This is a genomic window from Microbacterium nymphoidis, from assembly GCF_021044885.1.
GTDB classification, from domain to species: domain Bacteria; phylum Actinomycetota; class Actinomycetes; order Actinomycetales; family Microbacteriaceae; genus Microbacterium; species Microbacterium nymphoidis.
In genome coordinates this window covers 390,713-408,128 of sequence record NZ_JAJNOD010000001.1, presented here as the reverse complement: position 1 = coordinate 408,128, position 17,416 = coordinate 390,713, and the positions used below count along the sequence as shown (strand labels likewise).

The 17,416-nt window shown below is 69.0% G+C and carries 16 protein-coding genes; 5 read left to right on the top strand and 11 right to left on the bottom strand.

All coding sequences use genetic code 11. The features are described from left to right. Window positions 1-24: 24 nt before the first annotated feature. The 7 genes from trmD to LQ566_RS01955 form a co-directional block, all read right to left on the bottom strand. Window positions 25-717 carry a tRNA (guanosine(37)-N1)-methyltransferase TrmD gene (trmD, locus tag LQ566_RS01985; protein ID WP_231089884.1) on the bottom strand — a complete coding sequence of 231 codons (693 nt, stop codon included), beginning with the start codon at window positions 715-717 and terminating at the stop codon, window positions 25-27. A gap of 2 nt (window positions 718-719) precedes the next feature. Next, entirely contained in the window at window positions 720-1,319 is a 600-nt protein-coding gene (rimM, locus tag LQ566_RS01980; protein WP_231089883.1) for a ribosome maturation factor RimM, read from the bottom strand. Continuing rightward, complete coding sequence (locus LQ566_RS01975; protein WP_231089882.1) at window positions 1,319-1,549, bottom strand: RNA-binding protein; 231 nt, start codon at window positions 1,547-1,549, stop codon at window positions 1,319-1,321. The genes rimM and LQ566_RS01975 overlap by 1 nt, the downstream gene beginning before the upstream one ends. Before the next feature lie 5 nt (window positions 1,550-1,554). Continuing rightward, on the bottom strand, window positions 1,555-1,992 hold the full coding sequence (rpsP, locus tag LQ566_RS01970) for a 30S ribosomal protein S16 (RefSeq protein ID WP_231089881.1): 438 nt from the start codon (window positions 1,990-1,992) through the stop codon (window positions 1,555-1,557). A 196-nt stretch (window positions 1,993-2,188) separates the two neighbouring features. Continuing rightward, a complete protein-coding gene (locus LQ566_RS01965; RefSeq protein ID WP_231089880.1) occupies window positions 2,189-4,240 on the bottom strand; it encodes a hypothetical protein in 2,052 nt (683 codons plus the stop codon). Window positions 4,241-4,253: 13 nt separating this feature from the next. Further along, on the bottom strand, window positions 4,254-5,810 hold the full coding sequence (gene ffh, locus LQ566_RS01960; protein ID WP_231089879.1) for a signal recognition particle protein: 1,557 nt from the start codon (window positions 5,808-5,810) through the stop codon (window positions 4,254-4,256). Between the two features lie 24 nt (window positions 5,811-5,834). Further along, a complete protein-coding gene (locus LQ566_RS01955; protein WP_231089878.1) occupies window positions 5,835-6,416 on the bottom strand; it encodes a TetR/AcrR family transcriptional regulator in 582 nt (193 codons plus the stop codon). Between the two features lie 71 nt (window positions 6,417-6,487). Between LQ566_RS01955 and lipB the strand changes: the two genes are divergently transcribed. Together lipB and lipA are read left to right on the top strand one after the other, a co-directional pair. Further along, window positions 6,488-7,162 carry a lipoyl(octanoyl) transferase LipB gene (gene lipB, locus LQ566_RS01950; protein WP_308070746.1) on the top strand — a complete coding sequence of 225 codons (675 nt, stop codon included), beginning with the start codon at window positions 6,488-6,490 and terminating at the stop codon, window positions 7,160-7,162. Then, window positions 7,159-8,145: a lipoyl synthase gene (gene lipA, locus LQ566_RS01945; protein WP_231089876.1), complete on the top strand. Its 987-nt coding sequence runs from the start codon at window positions 7,159-7,161 to the stop codon at window positions 8,143-8,145. The genes lipB and lipA overlap by 4 nt, the downstream gene beginning before the upstream one ends. Before the next feature lie 54 nt (window positions 8,146-8,199). On the opposite strand, the gene LQ566_RS01940 is transcribed toward lipA, so the two are convergent. The 3 genes from LQ566_RS01940 to smc all read right to left on the bottom strand — a co-directional run bounded on the left by LQ566_RS01940 (window position 8,200) and on the right by smc (window position 13,239). Continuing rightward, on the bottom strand, window positions 8,200-8,700 hold the full coding sequence (locus LQ566_RS01940; RefSeq protein ID WP_231089875.1) for a DUF2004 domain-containing protein: 501 nt from the start codon (window positions 8,698-8,700) through the stop codon (window positions 8,200-8,202). A gap of 125 nt (window positions 8,701-8,825) precedes the next feature. Further along, window positions 8,826-9,695, bottom strand: a complete 870-nt coding sequence (gene ftsY, locus LQ566_RS01935; RefSeq protein WP_231089874.1) for a signal recognition particle-docking protein FtsY — start codon at window positions 9,693-9,695, stop codon at window positions 8,826-8,828. Between the two features lie 37 nt (window positions 9,696-9,732). Then, window positions 9,733-13,239, bottom strand: coding sequence for a chromosome segregation protein SMC (gene smc / locus LQ566_RS01930; RefSeq protein WP_231089873.1), 3,507 nt, complete (start codon window positions 13,237-13,239; stop codon window positions 9,733-9,735). Window positions 13,240-13,709: 470 nt separating this feature from the next. Between smc and LQ566_RS01925 the strand changes: the two genes are divergently transcribed. From LQ566_RS01925 to LQ566_RS01915, 3 genes are read left to right on the top strand one after another with little or no spacing between them, the layout of a single operon-like run. Further along, the gene (locus LQ566_RS01925; protein ID WP_231089872.1) at window positions 13,710-13,952 is read left to right on the top strand and encodes a hypothetical protein; all 243 of its coding nucleotides are present in this window, start codon (window positions 13,710-13,712) and stop codon (window positions 13,950-13,952) included. Window positions 13,953-13,961: 9 nt separating this feature from the next. Beyond that, window positions 13,962-15,029, top strand: coding sequence for a GNAT family N-acetyltransferase (locus tag LQ566_RS01920; protein WP_231089871.1), 1,068 nt, complete (start codon window positions 13,962-13,964; stop codon window positions 15,027-15,029). Next, entirely contained in the window at window positions 15,026-16,105 is a 1,080-nt protein-coding gene (locus tag LQ566_RS01915) for a GNAT family N-acetyltransferase (RefSeq protein WP_231089870.1), read from the top strand. Before LQ566_RS01920 ends, LQ566_RS01915 begins: the two co-directional genes overlap by 4 nt. Window positions 16,106-16,223: 118 nt before the next feature. Here the strand turns inward: LQ566_RS01915 and LQ566_RS01910 are convergent, their stop codons facing one another. Continuing rightward, complete coding sequence (locus LQ566_RS01910; protein ID WP_231089869.1) at window positions 16,224-17,387, bottom strand: hypothetical protein; 1,164 nt, start codon at window positions 17,385-17,387, stop codon at window positions 16,224-16,226. Between the last annotated feature and the right edge of the window lie 29 nt (window positions 17,388-17,416).

The window sequence follows — 17,416 nt, the reverse complement described above, 5'->3', positions numbered from 1 at the left end:
CCTCGTCACACTCCCGAGCTGAGCTCAGTCCCCGGCCAGAAGATCAGGACGGCGCTGACGGGTGCGCTCCACCTGCTGTTCGTGGCGCCAGCGATCGACCGCGCCATGATTGCCGCTGAGCAGCACCGGCGGCACCTCGCGCCCGCGCCAGACAGAGGGCTTGGTGTAGGAGGGATACTCCAGGAGTCCGTCCTCGTGCGATTCCTCGACCAGGCTCTCCGGGTTGCCGACGACGCCCGGGATCAGGCGGCCGATCGCCTCGACCATGGCCATCACCGCGACCTCTCCCCCGTTGAGGACGTAGTCGCCGATGCTCATCAGGCGGACGTCGCCGAGCTCGCGTGCGTAGTCGAAGACGCGCTCATCGATGCCCTCGTAGCGGCCGCAGCCGAAGACGAGGTGGTCCGCGGTGGCCAGCTCGCGAGCCTTCGCCTGTGTGAAGACCTCCCCGGCAGGCGAGGGGAAGATGAAGATCGGGCGGGCGTCGCTGTCCTGGGCGATGGCGTCCAGCGCCTCACCCCAGGGCTCGGGCTTCATGACCATGCCCGCGCCGCCGCCGTAGGGAGTGTCGTCCACCGTGCGGTGGCGGTCATGCGTCCAGTCGCGGAGATCGTGTACGCGCACGTCGAGAATGCCGCTCTGCCGGGCCTTGCCCAGCAGGGAGACTTCCAGGACGTCGAAGAACTGCGGGAAGATCGAGATCGCGTCGATGCGCACGATCAGTCCTCGCCGTCCGCTTCCTGCGTCGGTGCGGAGTCCGCCTCGTCCGCCGCTTCGAGCTCCTCGAAGAGTCCCGGAGGCGGGGTGATCGTCACGCGACCGCCCCGGACGTCCACCTCAGGGACGATGGCGGACACGAAAGGCACCATGACCTCGTCACCCGCTGTGGTCTTCACGATCAGCAGGTCCTGGGCCGGCAGGTGCTCGACGCGGGCCAGACGGCCCACCACGGCGCCGTCACGCACGACGTCGAGGCCCACGAGCTGGTGGTCGTACCAGGCGTCGTCTTCGTCGGACCCCGCGTCGGCGTCCTGATCGATCCAGAGAATCGCACGCACGAGTTCGTCGGCGGTGTTGCGGTCGTCCACTCCCTCGAAGAAGACGACGGCGTGACTGTTCATCCAGCGGAACTCGCGAACTGTGATGGTCTTCCCGTGCCACGGAGAGGACTCGGGAACCTGCAGAGTGAATTCCGCGCCCGGGACGAAACGACCGTCCGGGTCATCGGTGTAGAGCTCGAGCTTGAACGCGCCCTTGAGTCCGTGCGCCTTGACCAGGCGGCCGACTCGGAGCTGCGTCTTGTCCTGACGCCCGGACATCAGTCGTCCGCGACGTCGACGCGGACACGGGCGCCATCGGCGAGGGCCGAGATCAGCGTCCGCAATGCCTTCGCGGTCCGTCCGCCGCGCCCGATCACGCGTCCGCGGTCCTCGGGATGCACGTGCACCTCCAGGACCTCACCTCGCGATGAGGTGGACGATGTGATCTTCACGTCCTCCGGGTGATCGACGATCCCCGAGACGATGTGGGTGAGCGCGGCGGACAGCACAGCGATTACTCGGCGTCGGCCGGGGCCGCGTCGGCCTCGTCCGCGGCGGGAGCCTCAGCAGCGGCGTCCTCAGCGGGAGCCTCCACCTTCTTCTCCGCCTTCGGCTTGATGACCGACTTCTTCGCGGCGTCCGCCACGAAAGCCTCGGCCTCGCCCTTGACCTTGACGGTGGACTTCGCGTCCTTGTCGCCCTTGAACTTGCCCCAGTCACCGGTGAGCTTCAGCAGCGCGGTGACCTGCTCGGTGGGCTGAGCGCCGACCGACAGCCAGTACTGAGCACGCTCGGAGTCGACCTCGATGATCGAGGGCTCCTCGGTGGGGTGGTACTTGCCGATCTCCTCGATCACACGACCATCGCGCTTGGTGCGCGAGTCGGCGACGACGATGCGGTAGTAGGGAGCCCGGATCTTGCCCAGGCGCTTGAGGCGAATCTTGACAGCCACAATTCTCCAAGAAATGTAGAAGAGGAATAACGAACCGATCGCCTGGAGCGTGGGGTGCACACCCGGCGGAAGCTCTGGGGTGGATGCGGGCTGGATAGAGGGTCGAGCACGCAATCCGAAGCTCTATTCTGCCAGATTCCGCCGCTGTGCGCGAAACGTGCACCAACCGTGTCGCGGCAGGCGATACGCGGATGCGTCAGCGACCGCGCCGCTGACCGCGGCGGAGGACATGTGTGAGCCGGCGACGCAGCCGCTGGACGATGAGCCACAGCGACATCACGACCAGCGCCACGATGAGCAGCATCTGCAGCCAGGGCCACGGAGCGACGACCACAACCCCGAGGAAGGCGACGGCGAGGATGAGGAGCATCTCGCGCAGCTCCGACCAGAACTGCGGGAGGCGGGCGGGGCGCACGCGAACCGTGGCGAGGGTCTGCCCGGCAATGCCCAGGCGGGTGCGCAGCTCCAAGTCCAGGAACGCGAGCGGAAGATCGGGACGCACCCCCAGGGTCTCCTCCGCGGCAGGGAAGCGCGCACCCCAGGTTCCACCGGTGATGCGCTGACGCGTGTCCTCGACCGACCCCGGCGCCTCGAACGCCTTGAGCATCACCGTCGGGATCTCCCCGGCCGGCGCGTCACCGGCTCCTGTGCCCGCCCCCTCCACGACGACGTAATCGCCGGGACCGACACCGAGGATGTCCAGCGCCAGCCGGCTCATGAGCACGACGTCGCGCTCCGCGGAGGCGGGGTCGGCGAGCGTCGTGCGCATCGTGAGGTAGGTGGGCTTGCCGACCACGCGATCACCGGCGGTGCCCCGCTCCAGCCGCACCGGGCGAAGGTCGGCGATCTCGCCGTTCTCCAGTCCGCACGCCATGCGCAGGACATGGTCGACTTCCACGACGTGGTCGGGGGCGGCATCGGGCGATTCCTCGCGGATCACCACGGCCGCGAGGGCGGACGGCGCCGCTGCCCCGTGCCCGGCCATGAGGGCATGGGAGCGGAGCTCCACGACGTCGGGACCTCCCAGCGACTCGTGCACCCGGCGCGAGATCGACACCACGGACTTGCCTCCGCGCTCGATTCCGGCAGGGGTGACCGTCGTGACGAGGGTGACGCTCCCCGGCTGGGCGGCGGGGATGTTCGACGCCGGTGGAAGCATCCCCCCGTAGGTGCGCGTGCTGGGGGTGCCGCTCTCATCGGCGAGCCGGGTGAACGGCGACGGAGGCGCGAGCAGGCCTGCGTCAGCGAGGACGGCGGCGCCACCGTCGGCCAGGGCGCCCGCGCGGGCGCGCAACGCCGTGGCATCGGAGCCCCACGCCTCGGCGAGGGCGCTGACAGCGGCGAGACGCTCGACCACGGCGATCTGAGACAAGCCGGCATCGGTGGGGCGCATCGCCGCGGGGATCACGGCCCCCGTCTCATCGCACAGCGCTCCCCCGCGAGCCACGTAGGCGTAGACACCGGGGAGCTCCTCCCCGGTCTCCAGCACCACGCGCACTCCGGATGACGCGTCGAGCCAGACGCGGCGGTAGTGGGGAGCCTCCGTGCGGTCGAGCCCGGCGAGCTGGCCCGGATCGGTGAACTGCACGTGGAGTTCGAGCTCGGCGGCGCTCGATGAGACGCCGTTCGACGAGACGCCGTTCGACGAGCCGACGTTCGACGAGACCGCGCCCGACGAGACCGACGAGACCGCGTTCGACGAGACCGCGCCCGACGAGACCGACGAGACCGCGTTCGACGGGATCGCGTTCGACGGGACCGCGTTCGACGAGCCCGCGTTCGACGGGACGATGGTGGCTGGCAGCGCTCCGTAGCCCGCAAAGAACCCCGCGTACGCGAGCGCAACGCCCTGAACGCGTGCCCGCACCGAGGGCAGGACGAGCGCGTCGGGAATCTCGCGGAACTTATGGCGAAGCTGCGACGGCGCCGCGTTCGATCCGATGGCGAGCACCGGCACCCGGGAATCCATGCCGACGACATGGAATCCCTCCAGAACGCGCGACAGCTGGGGAGCCGACCGCGCGCCATCGGTCACCCGAGCGCGTGTCTCCTCATCGACGGCGACGCGACACAGCCCGAGCCGGGTCGGTGAGGTCTGGCCCGCCTGCAGGGCGACGCCGTCGCGATCACGCAGCTCCCAGAGCCCCTCGGCTGTGACGAGCACGGAACTCTCCGGCCAGACCCCCGGATAACTGTCCGGGACCAGGCGCGGCGCGGAGTCGGCGGCGAAGCGGGGGTCGTCGATCATGCCGGCGGGAAGATCAGCCGTTGCCGAGCATCTTCTGCAGCTCGGCCAGATCCTCCGCGGTCGGCGTCTTTCCGCCGCCCAGACCGAAGCCGGAACCCGTGGGGGCCGCAGGAGCCGCGGCGATCTCGGCCTGCTGCGCGGCGCGCTTTGCCGGGTTGCCGGAGCGCGGAACGCCACCGCCCTTGCCCTTCTTGCCGCCGCGCTTGGCCGACGCACCCGGCTTACCGCCGGGGATCGGGCCCATGCCGGGGATGTTGGGCACACCGCCGCGGGCGACCGTCTTCATCATCTTGGCCGCCTGCTCGAAGCGCTGCACGAGCTGGTTCACATCGGTGACGGTCATGCCGGAACCACGAGCGATGCGCAGGCGACGCGAGCCGTTCAGCAGCTTGGTGTTTCGGCGCTCAGCAGGCGTCATCGAGCGGATGATCGCCTCGGTGCGTCCGATCTCGCTCTCGTCGAAATCCTCGAGCTGCTGCTTCATCGAGCCCATGCCCGGGAGCATCCCGAGCATCTTCTTCATCGAGCCCATCTTCTTGAGCTGCTGCATCTGCTCGAGGAAGTCCTCGAGGGTGAACTGCTCGGTGGCCAGCTTCTCGGCGACCTTGAGCGCCTCGGCTTCGTCGAACGCGGCCTGTGCCTGCTCGATCAGGGTGAGGATGTCACCGAGATCGAGGATGCGGCTGGCCATACGATCCGGGTGGAACGGCTCGACGTCATCGAGGCCTTCACCGGTGGAGGCGAAGATGATGGGCCGGCCAGTGACCGACGCCACGGACAGCGCCGCGCCACCACGCGCGTCACCGTCGAGCTTGGAGAGCACGACACCCGTGAAGTCCACGCCTTCCTGGAATGCCTTCGCCGTGTTGACGGCGTCCTGACCGATCATCGCGTCGATGACGAACAGCACCTCATCGGGCTGGATCTCGCGGCGGATGTCGGCCGCCTGCTTCATCAGCTCGGCATCGACGCCGAGACGTCCGGCCGTGTCGACGATCACCACGTCGTGCTGGTGGCGACGGGCGAACTCGACGCCGTCACGGGAGACCTTCACCGGGTCGCCGACGCCGTTGCCCGGCTCCGGCGCGAAGATGGTGGCCCCGGCGCGCTCGGCGACGACCTGGAGCTGGTTCACGGCGTTGGGGCGCTGGAGGTCGGCTGCCACGAGGAGCGGCGTGTGGCCGTCCTTCTCCAGCATCTTCGCGAGCTTTCCGGCGAAAGTCGTCTTTCCGGAACCCTGCAGACCCGCGAGCATGATCACGGTGGGCGCGGTCTTGGCGAACTGCAGGCGACGCTGCTCGCCGCCGAGGATGCCGATGAGCTCCTCGTTGACGATCTGCACGACCTGCTGCGCCGGATTGAGGGCGCGGTTGACCTCGTCGCCGAGCGCGCGCTCACGCACCTTGGCGGTGAACTCCTTCACGACCTCCAGGGCGACGTCCGCGTCGAGCAGGGCACGCCGGATCTCGCGAACGGTACCGTCCACGTCAGCGGGCGTGAGCTTGCCCTTGGTGCGCAGATTGCGGAAGGTCTCGGTGAGACGATCTGAGAGCGTGCCGAAAGTAGCCATGATGCTATGAGTTTACGCGAGGACTCAGCGGATCGTCGCCGCGCCGGGCATCGCGGCCACGATCGCCAGCGCCTCATCCAGCCGATCGGCCAGCGCCGTGCGTCCGGAGCCGTCCCGCGCCCACCGCTCCACGGCCGCGAGCACCGCGGAACCGTACGCGGAGCCGATCACCTGCGCTCGCAGGGGGGCCCAGCCAACGGCACGGAGTGCGGCCGTGACCGCCGCGCCGATCCGGGCTGCGCGGGCCGTGCCTTCCCGCTGGAGATCGGCGACGGCGCCCATGGCCTCATCGTTCGCGATCGCGAGCGCGAGGGAATCGGGCGCCAGCCCGTCGGAGAAGGCCGAGAACGTGGCGACCACCTCGGCGGGGGTCCGCTGCAACCGGTCCTCGAGAGCCGCGATCGCGTCGTCCACGCCCGCCCACAGCACGTCGTGCTTGGAAGAGAAGTAGTTGAAGAAACTGGACCGGCTCACGCCCGCACGAGCGGTGATGTCGGCCACATTCGTCGCCTCGTAGCCGCGTTCGAGAAACAGCTCGCACGCCGCCTCGGCGAGCGTCTCCCGCGACGACACGCGTGGTCGTCCCTGTCTGCTCTCCACACTCATCACCTCACTGTACCGAGACGCGCCCGATCGCACCCACGTCGCCCTGTGGCATTATTGGACGCAGTTCAATAATTGACCGCGAGGAGGATCAGATGGACGTGCATGTGGCGGGATTCGCCCCCGACGCTGTTCCGTACGCACAGGGGTGGGCGCTGCAGCGGATGATTCACGCGGAGGTGGTCGACGCCCGGCGTCCGGACACACTGATCCTCCTGGAGCACGAGGCGGTGTACACCGCCGGCAAGCGCACCGAGGCGCATGAGCGCCCGGACGACGGCACGCCGGTCATCGACGTGGACCGGGGCGGCAAGATCACCTGGCACGGGCCGGGCCAGCTGGTGGGATACCCGATCGTGCGCCTCCCCGACCCCGTGGACGTGGTGGAGCACGTGCGCGGGCTCGAGCGGCGCCTCATCGCGGCGCTGCGCGTGTTCGGCGTCGACGGCCGCCAGATCGAGGGACGCAGCGGAGTCTGGGTGAGCGAAGGCGGTCATGACGCGAAGGTCGCGGCGATCGGAGTGCGCGTGGAGCGAGGCGTGACCATGCACGGGTTCGCGATCAATGCCGACTGCGACCTGGAGGGGTTCGCCCACATCGTCCCGTGCGGAATCACGGATGCCGGCGTGACCAGCGTCAGCCGGATCACCGGTGGGCGCGTCGGCGTCCGCGACCTCGTCGCGCCCGTCCTGGCCTCCTTCGACGTGGACGTCACACCGGAGCTGCTGAAGACGGAGGTGGCGGCATGAGCGCGGCAGCCCCCGAGGGACGCAAGCTCCTCCGCTTGGAGATCCGCAACGCCGAGACGCCGATCGAGCGCAAGCCGGAGTGGATCCGTACGAAGGCCAGGACCGGCCCGGAGTATCTCGGGCTGCGATCGCTGGTGAAGGACGAGGGCCTGCACACGGTCTGCCAGGAAGCGGGCTGCCCCAACATCTACGAGTGCTGGGAGGACCGGGAGGCGACCTTCCTCATCGGCGGCTCCGACTGCACGCGTCGGTGCGACTTCTGTCAGATCTCCACCGGCAAGCCGGCCGAGTACGACACGGATGAACCACGCCGCGTGGCCGAGAGCGTCGCGAAGATGCAGCTGCGCTACGCCACCGTCACCTCCGTCGCCCGAGACGACCTCCCGGACGAGGGCGCCTGGCTCAACGCCGAGACCGTGCGTCGCATCCACCAGGACAACCCGGGTACGGGCGTCGAGCTCCTCGCCACCGACTTCTCCGGGCGTCCGGAGCTGCTCGACGAGGTGTTCGAGTCCCGCCCCGAGGTGTTCGCGCACAACGTGGAGACGGTACCCCGCGTGTTCAAGCGCATCCGGCCCGCGTTCCGCTATGAGCGCTCGCTCGGCGTCCTGACCCGTGCGCGAGCGGCGGGGCTGATCACCAAGTCCAACCTCATCCTGGGCATGGGCGAGACGGACGACGAGGTCAGCCAGGCGATGCGGGATCTGCACGATGCCGGCTGCGACATCCTGACCATCACCCAGTATCTGCGCCCCTCCCCACGCCACCTCCCGGTGGATCGATGGGTGAAGCCGGAGCGCTTCGTGGCGTTTCGTGAGGAGGCCGAGCAGATCGGGTTCCTCGGCGTGCTCGCCGGTCCGCTCGTGCGTTCGTCGTATCGCGCCGGCCGGCTGTGGGCGCGTTCCATGATCTCGAAGGGGCGCGACATCCCCGAGCAGCTGCGCCATCTGGCCGACGCGGACGAGTTCGCGCAGGCCGTCTGACGCACGAGGGGCCGCCCGAGCGATCGGGTGGCCCCTCGTCGCGGGTTCCGCCGCTCAGTCCGCGGAGGTCACCGAGAGAACCGACGCGTCGGAGGCGAGGTTGACCAGCAGCACGTCGTCCGTCGAGTCGGCATCCAGGGCATACTCGAGCACCGCGAACGGATCGGTGCCGCCGTGCTCGTCGGCGAGGATCGTGACGCTCATCAACCGCAGCGCCTTGATGATGTCGATGGCGGTGTCTCCCGACACATCGGTGAGGTAGTCCTCCAGATCGTCGCCGAGCGCTTCCTCCTGCGACACCACGTACTCGGTGACCTCACTGGTGCGATCCCCCAGCTGCCCCACCATTGCCTCACGGCAGCGGAGGTCAAGGTGCTCGAGCCCCGTGATCATCGCGGCGGCGATGTTGAGCGCGTCGGGCGCGACGTCGTTCTCGTCCGGAGCGGTGAGGTCGACGGTGACGGACTGGTCGCCGAATTCCACCGTCTCCGACCAGAAGATCGAGCCGTCTGGGCCCGATTCGAGCAATCCGAAGAAGTCGTGTTCGATCGCCATAGGGCTATGTAATCAGTCTCCGCGGGGCGAGGGAAGTCGCCACGGGCACGATCGTCGTCCTGCGCCGTGCGAAGGCGAAGCTCGGGCCCGACGCGAACGCACCCTGGGCCACGGCGGCCCGCTCCTCAGGAGACCAGTTGCTCGGCGAAGACGTGCGGCGTGAAGCCGGTGAGGTCGCCGATGCCCTCCCCCTGTCCGAGCAGCTTGACCGGGATTCCAGTGCGCTCCTGCACCGCGAGCACGAACCCGCCCTTCGCGGAGCCGTCGAGCTTCGTGAGCACCAGACCGGTGACGCCCGCATGCTGGAGGAAGGCCTCCGCCTGCATCACGCCGTTCTGCCCGGTAGTGGCGTCCAGCACCAGGAGCACCTCGCTGATGGGCGCCAGCTTCTCGACGACACGCTTGATCTTGCCCAGCTCGTCCATCAGGCCGCCCTTGGTGTGCAGGCGCCCGGCGGTGTCGATCAGCACGATCTCCGTGCCGGTCTGCTGCGCGTACTGAATGGTCTGGAACGCGACCGAAGCCGGATCCTGGCCTTCCTGCTGGGGACGCACGATGGCCGCTCCCCCACGCTCCGCCCAGGTGGCCAGCTGCTCGACGGCGGCCGCGCGGAACGTGTCCGCCGCTCCGACCACGATCGAGCGCCCGTAGCGGCGCAGGAAGTTGGCGAATTTGCCGATGGTGGTGGTCTTGCCCACCCCGTTCACGCCCACGACGAGAACGATCGCCGGACGCTCGGTGAGCTTCAGCGTGGTGTCGAACTTCGCGAAGTGCTCTTCCAGCGTCTCCACCAGCATGCGCTGCAGATCCTTCGGATCCGTGGTGCGGAATCGGTCGACCTTCTCACGCAGTTCGTCGATGATGCGCTCGGTGATGTCTGGACCGAAGTCGGCGGTGATGAGCGCCGTCTCCATGTCCTCCCACGTCGTCTCGTCGATCGTCGGCTTGACGAAGATGCCGCGCAGTGCACGACCCAGGGACCACTTTTCAGCCATGGGTCCAGCCTACCGACCGGCCGGCGCGCCGCCGCCGCTACACGCGCGCCGCGCGGTCGCCGACACGCTGCCCCACCACGGCGGAGACGCCGTCCTGGCGCATGGAGACGCCGTACAGCGCGTCCGCGATCTCCATCGTCCGCTTCTGGTGCGTGATCACGATCAGCTGGCTGGACTCGCGCAACCGCTCGAAAACGCCGAGGAGCCTTCCCAGGTTCGCGTCATCCAGGGCCGCCTCGACCTCGTCGAGGATGTAGAAGGGGCTCGGGCGCGCCATGAAAATCGCGGTGAGCAGCGCCACGGCTGCCAGCGATCGCTCGCCGCCGGACAGCAGGGACAGCCGCTCGATCTTCTTGCCCACCGGGCGCACCGACACCTCAATGCCGGTGGTCAGCATGTCACTCGGGTTGGTGAGCGTGATGGAGCCGGAGCCGCCCGGGAAGAGGATCGGGAACACCTCGTCGAAGGCCACACGGGTGTCCTCGAACGCGCTCGCGAAGATGGTCTGCATGCGTTCGTCGAGTTCCGCGATGATCGTCATCAGGTCGGCACGCGTCTGGGTCAGGTCGTGGAGCTGCTCGGTGAGGAACTTGTGCCGTTGTTCGAGCGCGGCGAACTCCTCCAGCGCCAAGGGGTTCACCCGGCCGAGCTGCGCGAGCTTGCGCTCCGCCTCCTGCAGCCGCTTCTGCTGAGCACGTCGCTCGAACGGCACGGGTTCTGCCTCGTCGTCTGCCTCGTCGGGAATCGGCTGGTCGGGCCCGTACTCGGCGATCAGGACGTCCTCGTCCAATCCCAGCTCGCTCTGCACTCGTTCCAGGAGGCTCGTGACGTGCAGACGCTTCTCGTGCATCTGCAGTTCCAGGGAGTGGACGCTCTCCGTCAGCGCAGCCAGTCGATCGCGAACGCTCTTGTCCTGCGCACGGATCTCGATGAGCTCCTGTGACTGCGCCGCGCGCGCCGCCTCCGCCTCGGCGAGCGCGACCCGCGCTTCGGAAACCGAGCGGTCGACGGAGGACAGCACGTCGGGAAGTTCGTCGATCACCCCCTGCGCGGCCTCACGCTGTGCGCGCCGGATCACGGCGCGCCGCGCGGCTTCTGCCGCCGCTTCGCGCTCCTTCTCGCGTTGACGCTCCAGGCTGACCGCTCGCGTTTCGGCCGAGCGGACGCGCTCCCGGAGGGTCTCGATCTCCAGTCGCGTGCGCACCTCGTTCTCCCGGGCGGCATCCAGGGCGGCCAGCAGGCCGTCGCGCGCCGAGGCGTCGAGGATCGGACGGGGTGCCTCCAGGGCGCGGGTGAGCTCGGCGCTGGCCGTCTCCGACTTCGACTCGGCGTCCGCGACGGCGGCCTGCGCCTGCGCGAGCCCCGCCGCCAGGCGCTCCGTCTCGGCAGCAGCGGCCTCCAGGCGGGAAGTGACCTTGCTGATCCGTTCGGCGTGAGCCGCAACGGCCGCATCGAACTCCCGCAGCGTCTGGAGTGCGTCGCGGGAGGCACGACGCGCTCGTTCCAGCACGTCCAGGGCGTCCTCGCGTGCATCGCTGAGACTGTCGACGATCACGCGGACCTCCGCCAGGCGTTCCACCGCCGCGTCGCGCTCGGCGGCCAGCTCCAGGCGGCTGGTCTGCCCCGACCCCGCGCGCAGTGTGAACGGTGTCCACACCTCTCCGGCGCGGGTGACGATCGTCACCGGGATGTCGATGTCGGCCAGCGCCGGTGCGGCGGCGGCAGCGGCGTCCAGGTCATCGGCGATCAGAACGCTGCGCAGCAGCCCCACGATTCCCGGCGGCGCGGTGACGACCGTCACAGCCGGCACCGTTCCCGGCAGCTGCGGAAGCTCGAGAGCCGGCGCCGCGGCGTCCGCGATCGCGATGTCGACGACGCCGAGGTCCTCGCCGCGCACCGCGTCCGCCATGCGGAGCGCGTGGGAGCGCGACTCCACCAGCAGTCCCTCGGCCAGCGGCCCGAGAACCGCAGCGATCGCCGACTCGTACCCGGCCGTCACGCCGATGGCGTCGGAGACCAGTCCGCGCACACCGTCGCCCGCGGACTCGGCGAGCGCCCCGGCGGCGTTGCGCACGGCGAGCGCGGAACTCAGCGCGGACGCCTTCGCCGTCAGGGCCTCGGCCTCGCGCTCGGCGGCGTGCAGGCGCTCCCGGATGCCCTCCACCTCGCTCTCAGCGGCGGTGACGGCACGTTGCGCGTGTTCGTACGCCTCGGTGTGGGACGCCGTGGTCCCCTCTGGCGCCTCCTGATCGGCGAGCAGCTCCGCCGCCTCGGCTGCCTCGATGCGGCGGGCGTCGGCCGCATCCCAGGCGTTCTGCTGGCGAAGCACCGCACCTCGAACGGCAGCCAGCGCCGACGCGGCAGCCTCGGCCTGGCCACGCAGCTTAGTAATCCTCATATCGTGTTCGCTGACGAGGGCGCTCTGCTCGGCGATCTCCGCGTCCAGGGCATCCAGCTCCCCGCGCGCCCGCACGACGTCCGCCGCAGCCGCGGCCGCGGCTTCGCGGGCGTCGCCGAGGCCGGCGGCGATCTCGTCGATCTGGGACCGCGCCTCATCGATGTCGGCCTGGGTCACGCTCACACCGGGCTGAACATCATCGTCTGATCCGAGCAGCGCCAGTCGCTGGTTCGCCAGGGTGAACAGGCTCCGCAGTCGTTCCTGGGCTTGCTCGAGGCCGAACAGCACGCTGCGCGCGGCATCCACCTCCGTGGTGCTCTGCTGTTTCTCCAGCACCTCCATCCGGGCGCGAAGCCCGGCGGCCTGGTCCTGCAACAGCGCTCGCTCGGCGTGGCGTTCCTGCTCGTTCCGCGCGGCATCCGCGAGCGCCGTCCGCAGCCCCACCAGATCGTCCGCGAACAGCCGGGCCTTCGCATCACGCACCACCGCGGCGATCGTCGCGGCCTCGCGGGCGATCTCGGCCTGCTTGCCGAGCGGCTTCAGCTGGCGACGGATCTCTCCGGCCAGATCGCTGAGGCGGGTGAGGTTGGCTTCCATCGCGTCCAGCTTGCGAAGGGTCTTCTCCTTGCGGCGGCGGTGCTTGAGGATACCTGCCGCCTCCTCGATGAAGCCGCGCCGGTCCTCCGGCGTCGCCTGCAGCACCGTGTCCAGCCGGCCTTGCCCGACGATGACGTGCATCTCCCGGCCGAGGCCGGAATCGCTCAGCAGCTCCTGAACGTCCAGCAGACGTACGGACTCCCCGTTGATCGCGTACTCGCTGCTGCCGTTGCGAAACAGCGTGCGGGAGATGGTGACCTCGCTGTACTCGATGGGCAGGGCACCGTCGGCGTTGTCGATCGTGAGCGCGACCTCCGCTCGCCCCAGGGGGCCACGGGTCGAGGTCCCGGCGAAGATGACGTCCTCCATCTTCCCGCCGCGAAGGGTCTTCGCGCCCTGCTCCCCCATCACCCACGCGAGGGCGTCGACGACGTTGGACTTGCCCGAGCCGTTGGGGCCGACGATGGCAGTGACTCCGGGTTCGAGGGCGAAGGTGGTCGGTTGCGCGAACGACTTGAACCCCTTGAGCGTGAGGCTCTTCAGGTGCATCCGTGCCCTCCTGGCCGTTGACTTACCTGCCCACGTTACCGGATGCCCCCTCTCCCGCCCGAGAGGCGCGACACGCCGCGACACGCCCGGAATGTTGACTCGGTCGCCGTTTCCGCGCTAGCGTCGCAACCCGAACGACGAAAGGAGGATGCCATGTTCATGAACAACCGTCTCGCAACCGCAGGCTACATCGCTGGCCGCGCCGCAGGCTTCAACGCATCCCTTCGTCGTGATCCCGGTCACGTCGGGGCGTAGCAGCGTCAGCCCGGAGTAGAGCCCCGCTCCTCCGATCGCCTCTTCCGACATCGCATCGACCCACGCATCAGCGCGGGTGAGCTGTCCCTCAGGACGCCCATCCGCACGCGTTCGCGACGTCTGGCTTCTCCGCCGCCCGACGAGTCATCGACTCGTCCGCTACTCATGCACCGCGCACCGGCGCCTGCCGAGCGCACTCAACGAAGGTCACTACCGTGAACACACTCCTCACCAGGCCCGACGGCCTGACCCACCCTCCTCAACAGCTGCCGACGCCGCAGCGCCTGGCTCGTCTGGGGCTGGCCGACCGGCTCGCGTTGCGCATCGGCCTCTGGCTGATCCTGCGCGCCGAGACACCCAAGCCCACCAGCCGTCCGGGTGACCGCATCGACGCCATCCGCCAGGAGCACGAACTGCGCCTGCTGCGTGCTACCGCCTTCGGGCCGATCATCCGATAAGGAGCCGACATGACCACCATTCGCCAGATCCCCATCGCACCGGACGAGACCGCCGTCACCGGCGACATCGAAACCGCCACCGCGCTTCGCAATGCGGTGTACGCGATCCCGTCCGGCACCGATGAGGAAGACACCACGCCCGCGGCCTTCCTCCAGGAGTTCACCGGCACCACCCAGCTGCACCGCCTCTGGCTGTGCGAGCTGGGTGGCCGCCCGGTGGGCCTCGCGCGGATGCACGCTCCGGTCGAGGCGGGAGCGACATCGGTGTACACCGAGATCCTGCTGCTACCCGAGTTCGAAAGCCAGGGAATCGGGACCCTCGCGCTCCGCGTGATCGAGGACGAGGCTCGCAGCATGGGCCGTCTCACCCTGATCGGCGAGGCCGAGCACCTCCCTGATCCGACACTGCCACGGCTCACGCCCCCGACCGGTTTCGGATCGATCCCGGAGGACCACATCGCGAGGTTCCTCGCTGGGCGCGGCTGGAGCTTCGAGCAGGTCGAGCGCAAGAGCTCGTTCGACCTCACGGCGGACCTCGCCCCCGTGCGCGAGCACCAGGCGCGGGCTGCGACGGCCGCCGAGGGCTATGAGGTTCTCGCGTGGGACGACGCCACCCCGGCGGAGTTCCGCGAGCCGATGGCCCGGCTGCACGAGCGGATGTCTACCGACATCCCGACAGCAGCGCTCGAGCTGGTCCCCGAGAAGTGGAGTTCCGAGCGGATCATCCAGAAGGATGAACGGCGCGCGGCGTCGGGCGAGCGCACGCAAACGACCGTGGCGCGGCACATCGCCTCCGGCGAGCTCGTCGCGTTCAACGTGCTCTCCCGTGAGGCGTCCGACCCGGCGAGCACGACATTCCAGGGCGACACCCTGGTACATGGCGATCACCGCGGACACCGGCTCGGCATGCTCGTGAAGACGGCAGGCATCCTCCGCTGGCGCGAACAGAACCCGCACTCCACGCGCATCCTCACGTGGAACGCAGAGGAGAACCGGCCGATGCTCTCGATCAACGAAGAGCTCGGCTTCGTGCCGGCCGGCTACATCGGCGCGTGGCAGAAGCGGCTCACACCGTGAGGAAGCCCTCCGGCCCGTCTTTCGAGTACGAGCTCATCACCATCCCGGAATCGGTGGATGCACCCGACGCCGCCGGCTTCCTCGACTACTGCGACATCCGTATGCGGCAGCGTGTCGAGGAGGCCGGCGAGCGGGCGATCTCCCGCACTTCCGCGGAGGTGCTCGGCTGGTTCCTGGCGGACGCCGGCCGGGTCGCCTCCTTCACCTGGGTGATCCGTGAGGGCGCGGAGCTGATCGGTCGTGCCGGGCTCGCCATTGAGCTCGACACGGCCGAACGCGTTTCGCCCGTCGTCATCGAGATCTCCTCCGCGTATCGCGGTCGCGGTGCGGGGACGGAGATGGCGCGGATCATCCGCGACGCTGCGACCCGCGAAGGCGCCGGGACCCTCCGGGTCTGGAGCGAGCACGAAGCCGGATCGGGCGTCGATGCCGCCTCTGGGCACGGGTCCATCCCGCGCGACGACACAGCGCGCTTCATCCTCGCGCAGGGGTTCACTCTTCAGCAGGTGTACGTGCGCTCCGAACTGAACCTGCCGGAGTGCGTCGCCGGGATGTCGGCGATCCGCGCCGAGGCCGAGCGGCACACAGACGGATATCGCGTCGAGCAGTTCACCCTGCCGCTTCCCCGCGAGCGGGTCGCAGATTTTGCTCTGATGCGCGAGCGCATGAGCACCGATGCGCCGTACGGGAACCTCGCGGTCGGCGAACAGGTCTGGGACGAGCAGCGCGTGGCCGACTGGGAGAGCATCCATCACGGCGACGGCTGGCAGACGCTGATCACGATGGCGATCGACGAATCCTCCGATCGCGCGGTTGCGATCAACGAACTGGGCTACCGCGAGGACTCGACCGAGGTGAGCCAGGGCGACACCCTCGTGCTCGCGGAGCACCGCGGTCATCGTCTCGGCACGCTCGTGAAGGCTGCAGGGGTGATGGGTCTGCATGAGCGGGCCCCGCACGCTGTCATCATCACCACTGAGAACGCCGCCGAGAACGTCCCGATGCTCGCGATCAACGACGTGCTGGGGTTCACACCGGTGAAGCTCAGCGCGGCCTGGGACCTCACGCTGAACTGACCGCCGACGCTCTCTCGCGCCCGTCAGCTCGGTGGGCACGCGTCCCGAGTGACATCGTCGAATCACCAGCGGCCGTGGATGTCACGCCAGGCCCACCTGCTGCGCACCCGCAGCGTGATCAGCCCTGCGGGATCTCTTCCCCGGTGACTGCGTCGAACACGCGGTAGGTGGACTGGTACTTCCCGGTGATGGACACGTTGAGTTCAAGCGCGCCGGCGCTCCTGCGCACCTGCACGTCGCTGATCTCCGCGTCCGGGGTCTCGCGGTAGATCCGCTGAGTGACCTCGCGAATGAGATCCGTGTCGATGTCGGCCGCGGAGAATCCTCCGTCGTCACTCCGCGTCGACGCCCACGGCTCATCCAGCCGCCCGTTGCGCACCGCATAGGTGTCCAAGCCGATCGGGTCGGTGTCGCTGTGGACGCCGAGGGAGATGAAGTCGGAGAAGACGACGATGTGCTGGAGCTCACGATCGCCCAGCTGCGCCTGGATGTCGGCCAGTTCGAGCGGCAGTCGTGCCGAGTCCCAGAGACCGTGCACCTGTCCCGACCAGCGCTGCGGCGTCTCGACGACGGCGACGGTGAGACGGTCCGCTCCGTTGAAGACGTACAGCAGAGATCCGTACGCGCCTCCCGCTACGCACACCGCCACGAGGAAAAGGTTCACGGCCCGGCGGGCCGGATGCATCGCGCGGCCCGCGCCCAGCACGACCTCCTCGCGGGTGTCTGCCGGAGGGGTATGCGTCGCAGCCGGGGCGGTGATCCGCCCGTACAGCTCCGGCGCGGTGCGGAGCGACTCGGCCCACTGGGGCGCCGGACGCAGATCGATCTTCGTCCCGGCATCGGTCGTGGCCGCGACGACGAAAGCGCCGGTCGCGAGATTCGGCAGGTCCCCCAGCGTGATGAACTGCGAGATGGTCTCCCGGTGCGGCTGCCCTGTGCGCGGGAACACCGTGATCTCGATCTCGAAGAGGTGGTGGAAGTTCTGCACCGTCACGCCGGCTTCACGCAGCGATTCGATCCGGGCGATCAGCCGCGGAGCATCCGCGGGAAGTGGTTCATCGGGCTTCGCCTTCGCCAGCTGGGCGATCGATTGGCCGGTGACGGTCTTCGCCCCCATCACCGCAGCGATCGGGCCGATCACGCTGGCGCCGATCGTGCCGACGACGAACGGCAGCACGCTCGCTTCGCCCGCTCCCAGGATCAGCGAGATCCCGCCCGCGAGCAGGGCTCCCACGCTGCCCCAGAACAGCACGAGCAGAACGCGTCGCCCCCAACTCTTCATGCACTCAGCATAACGAGACGTCGTGTTCC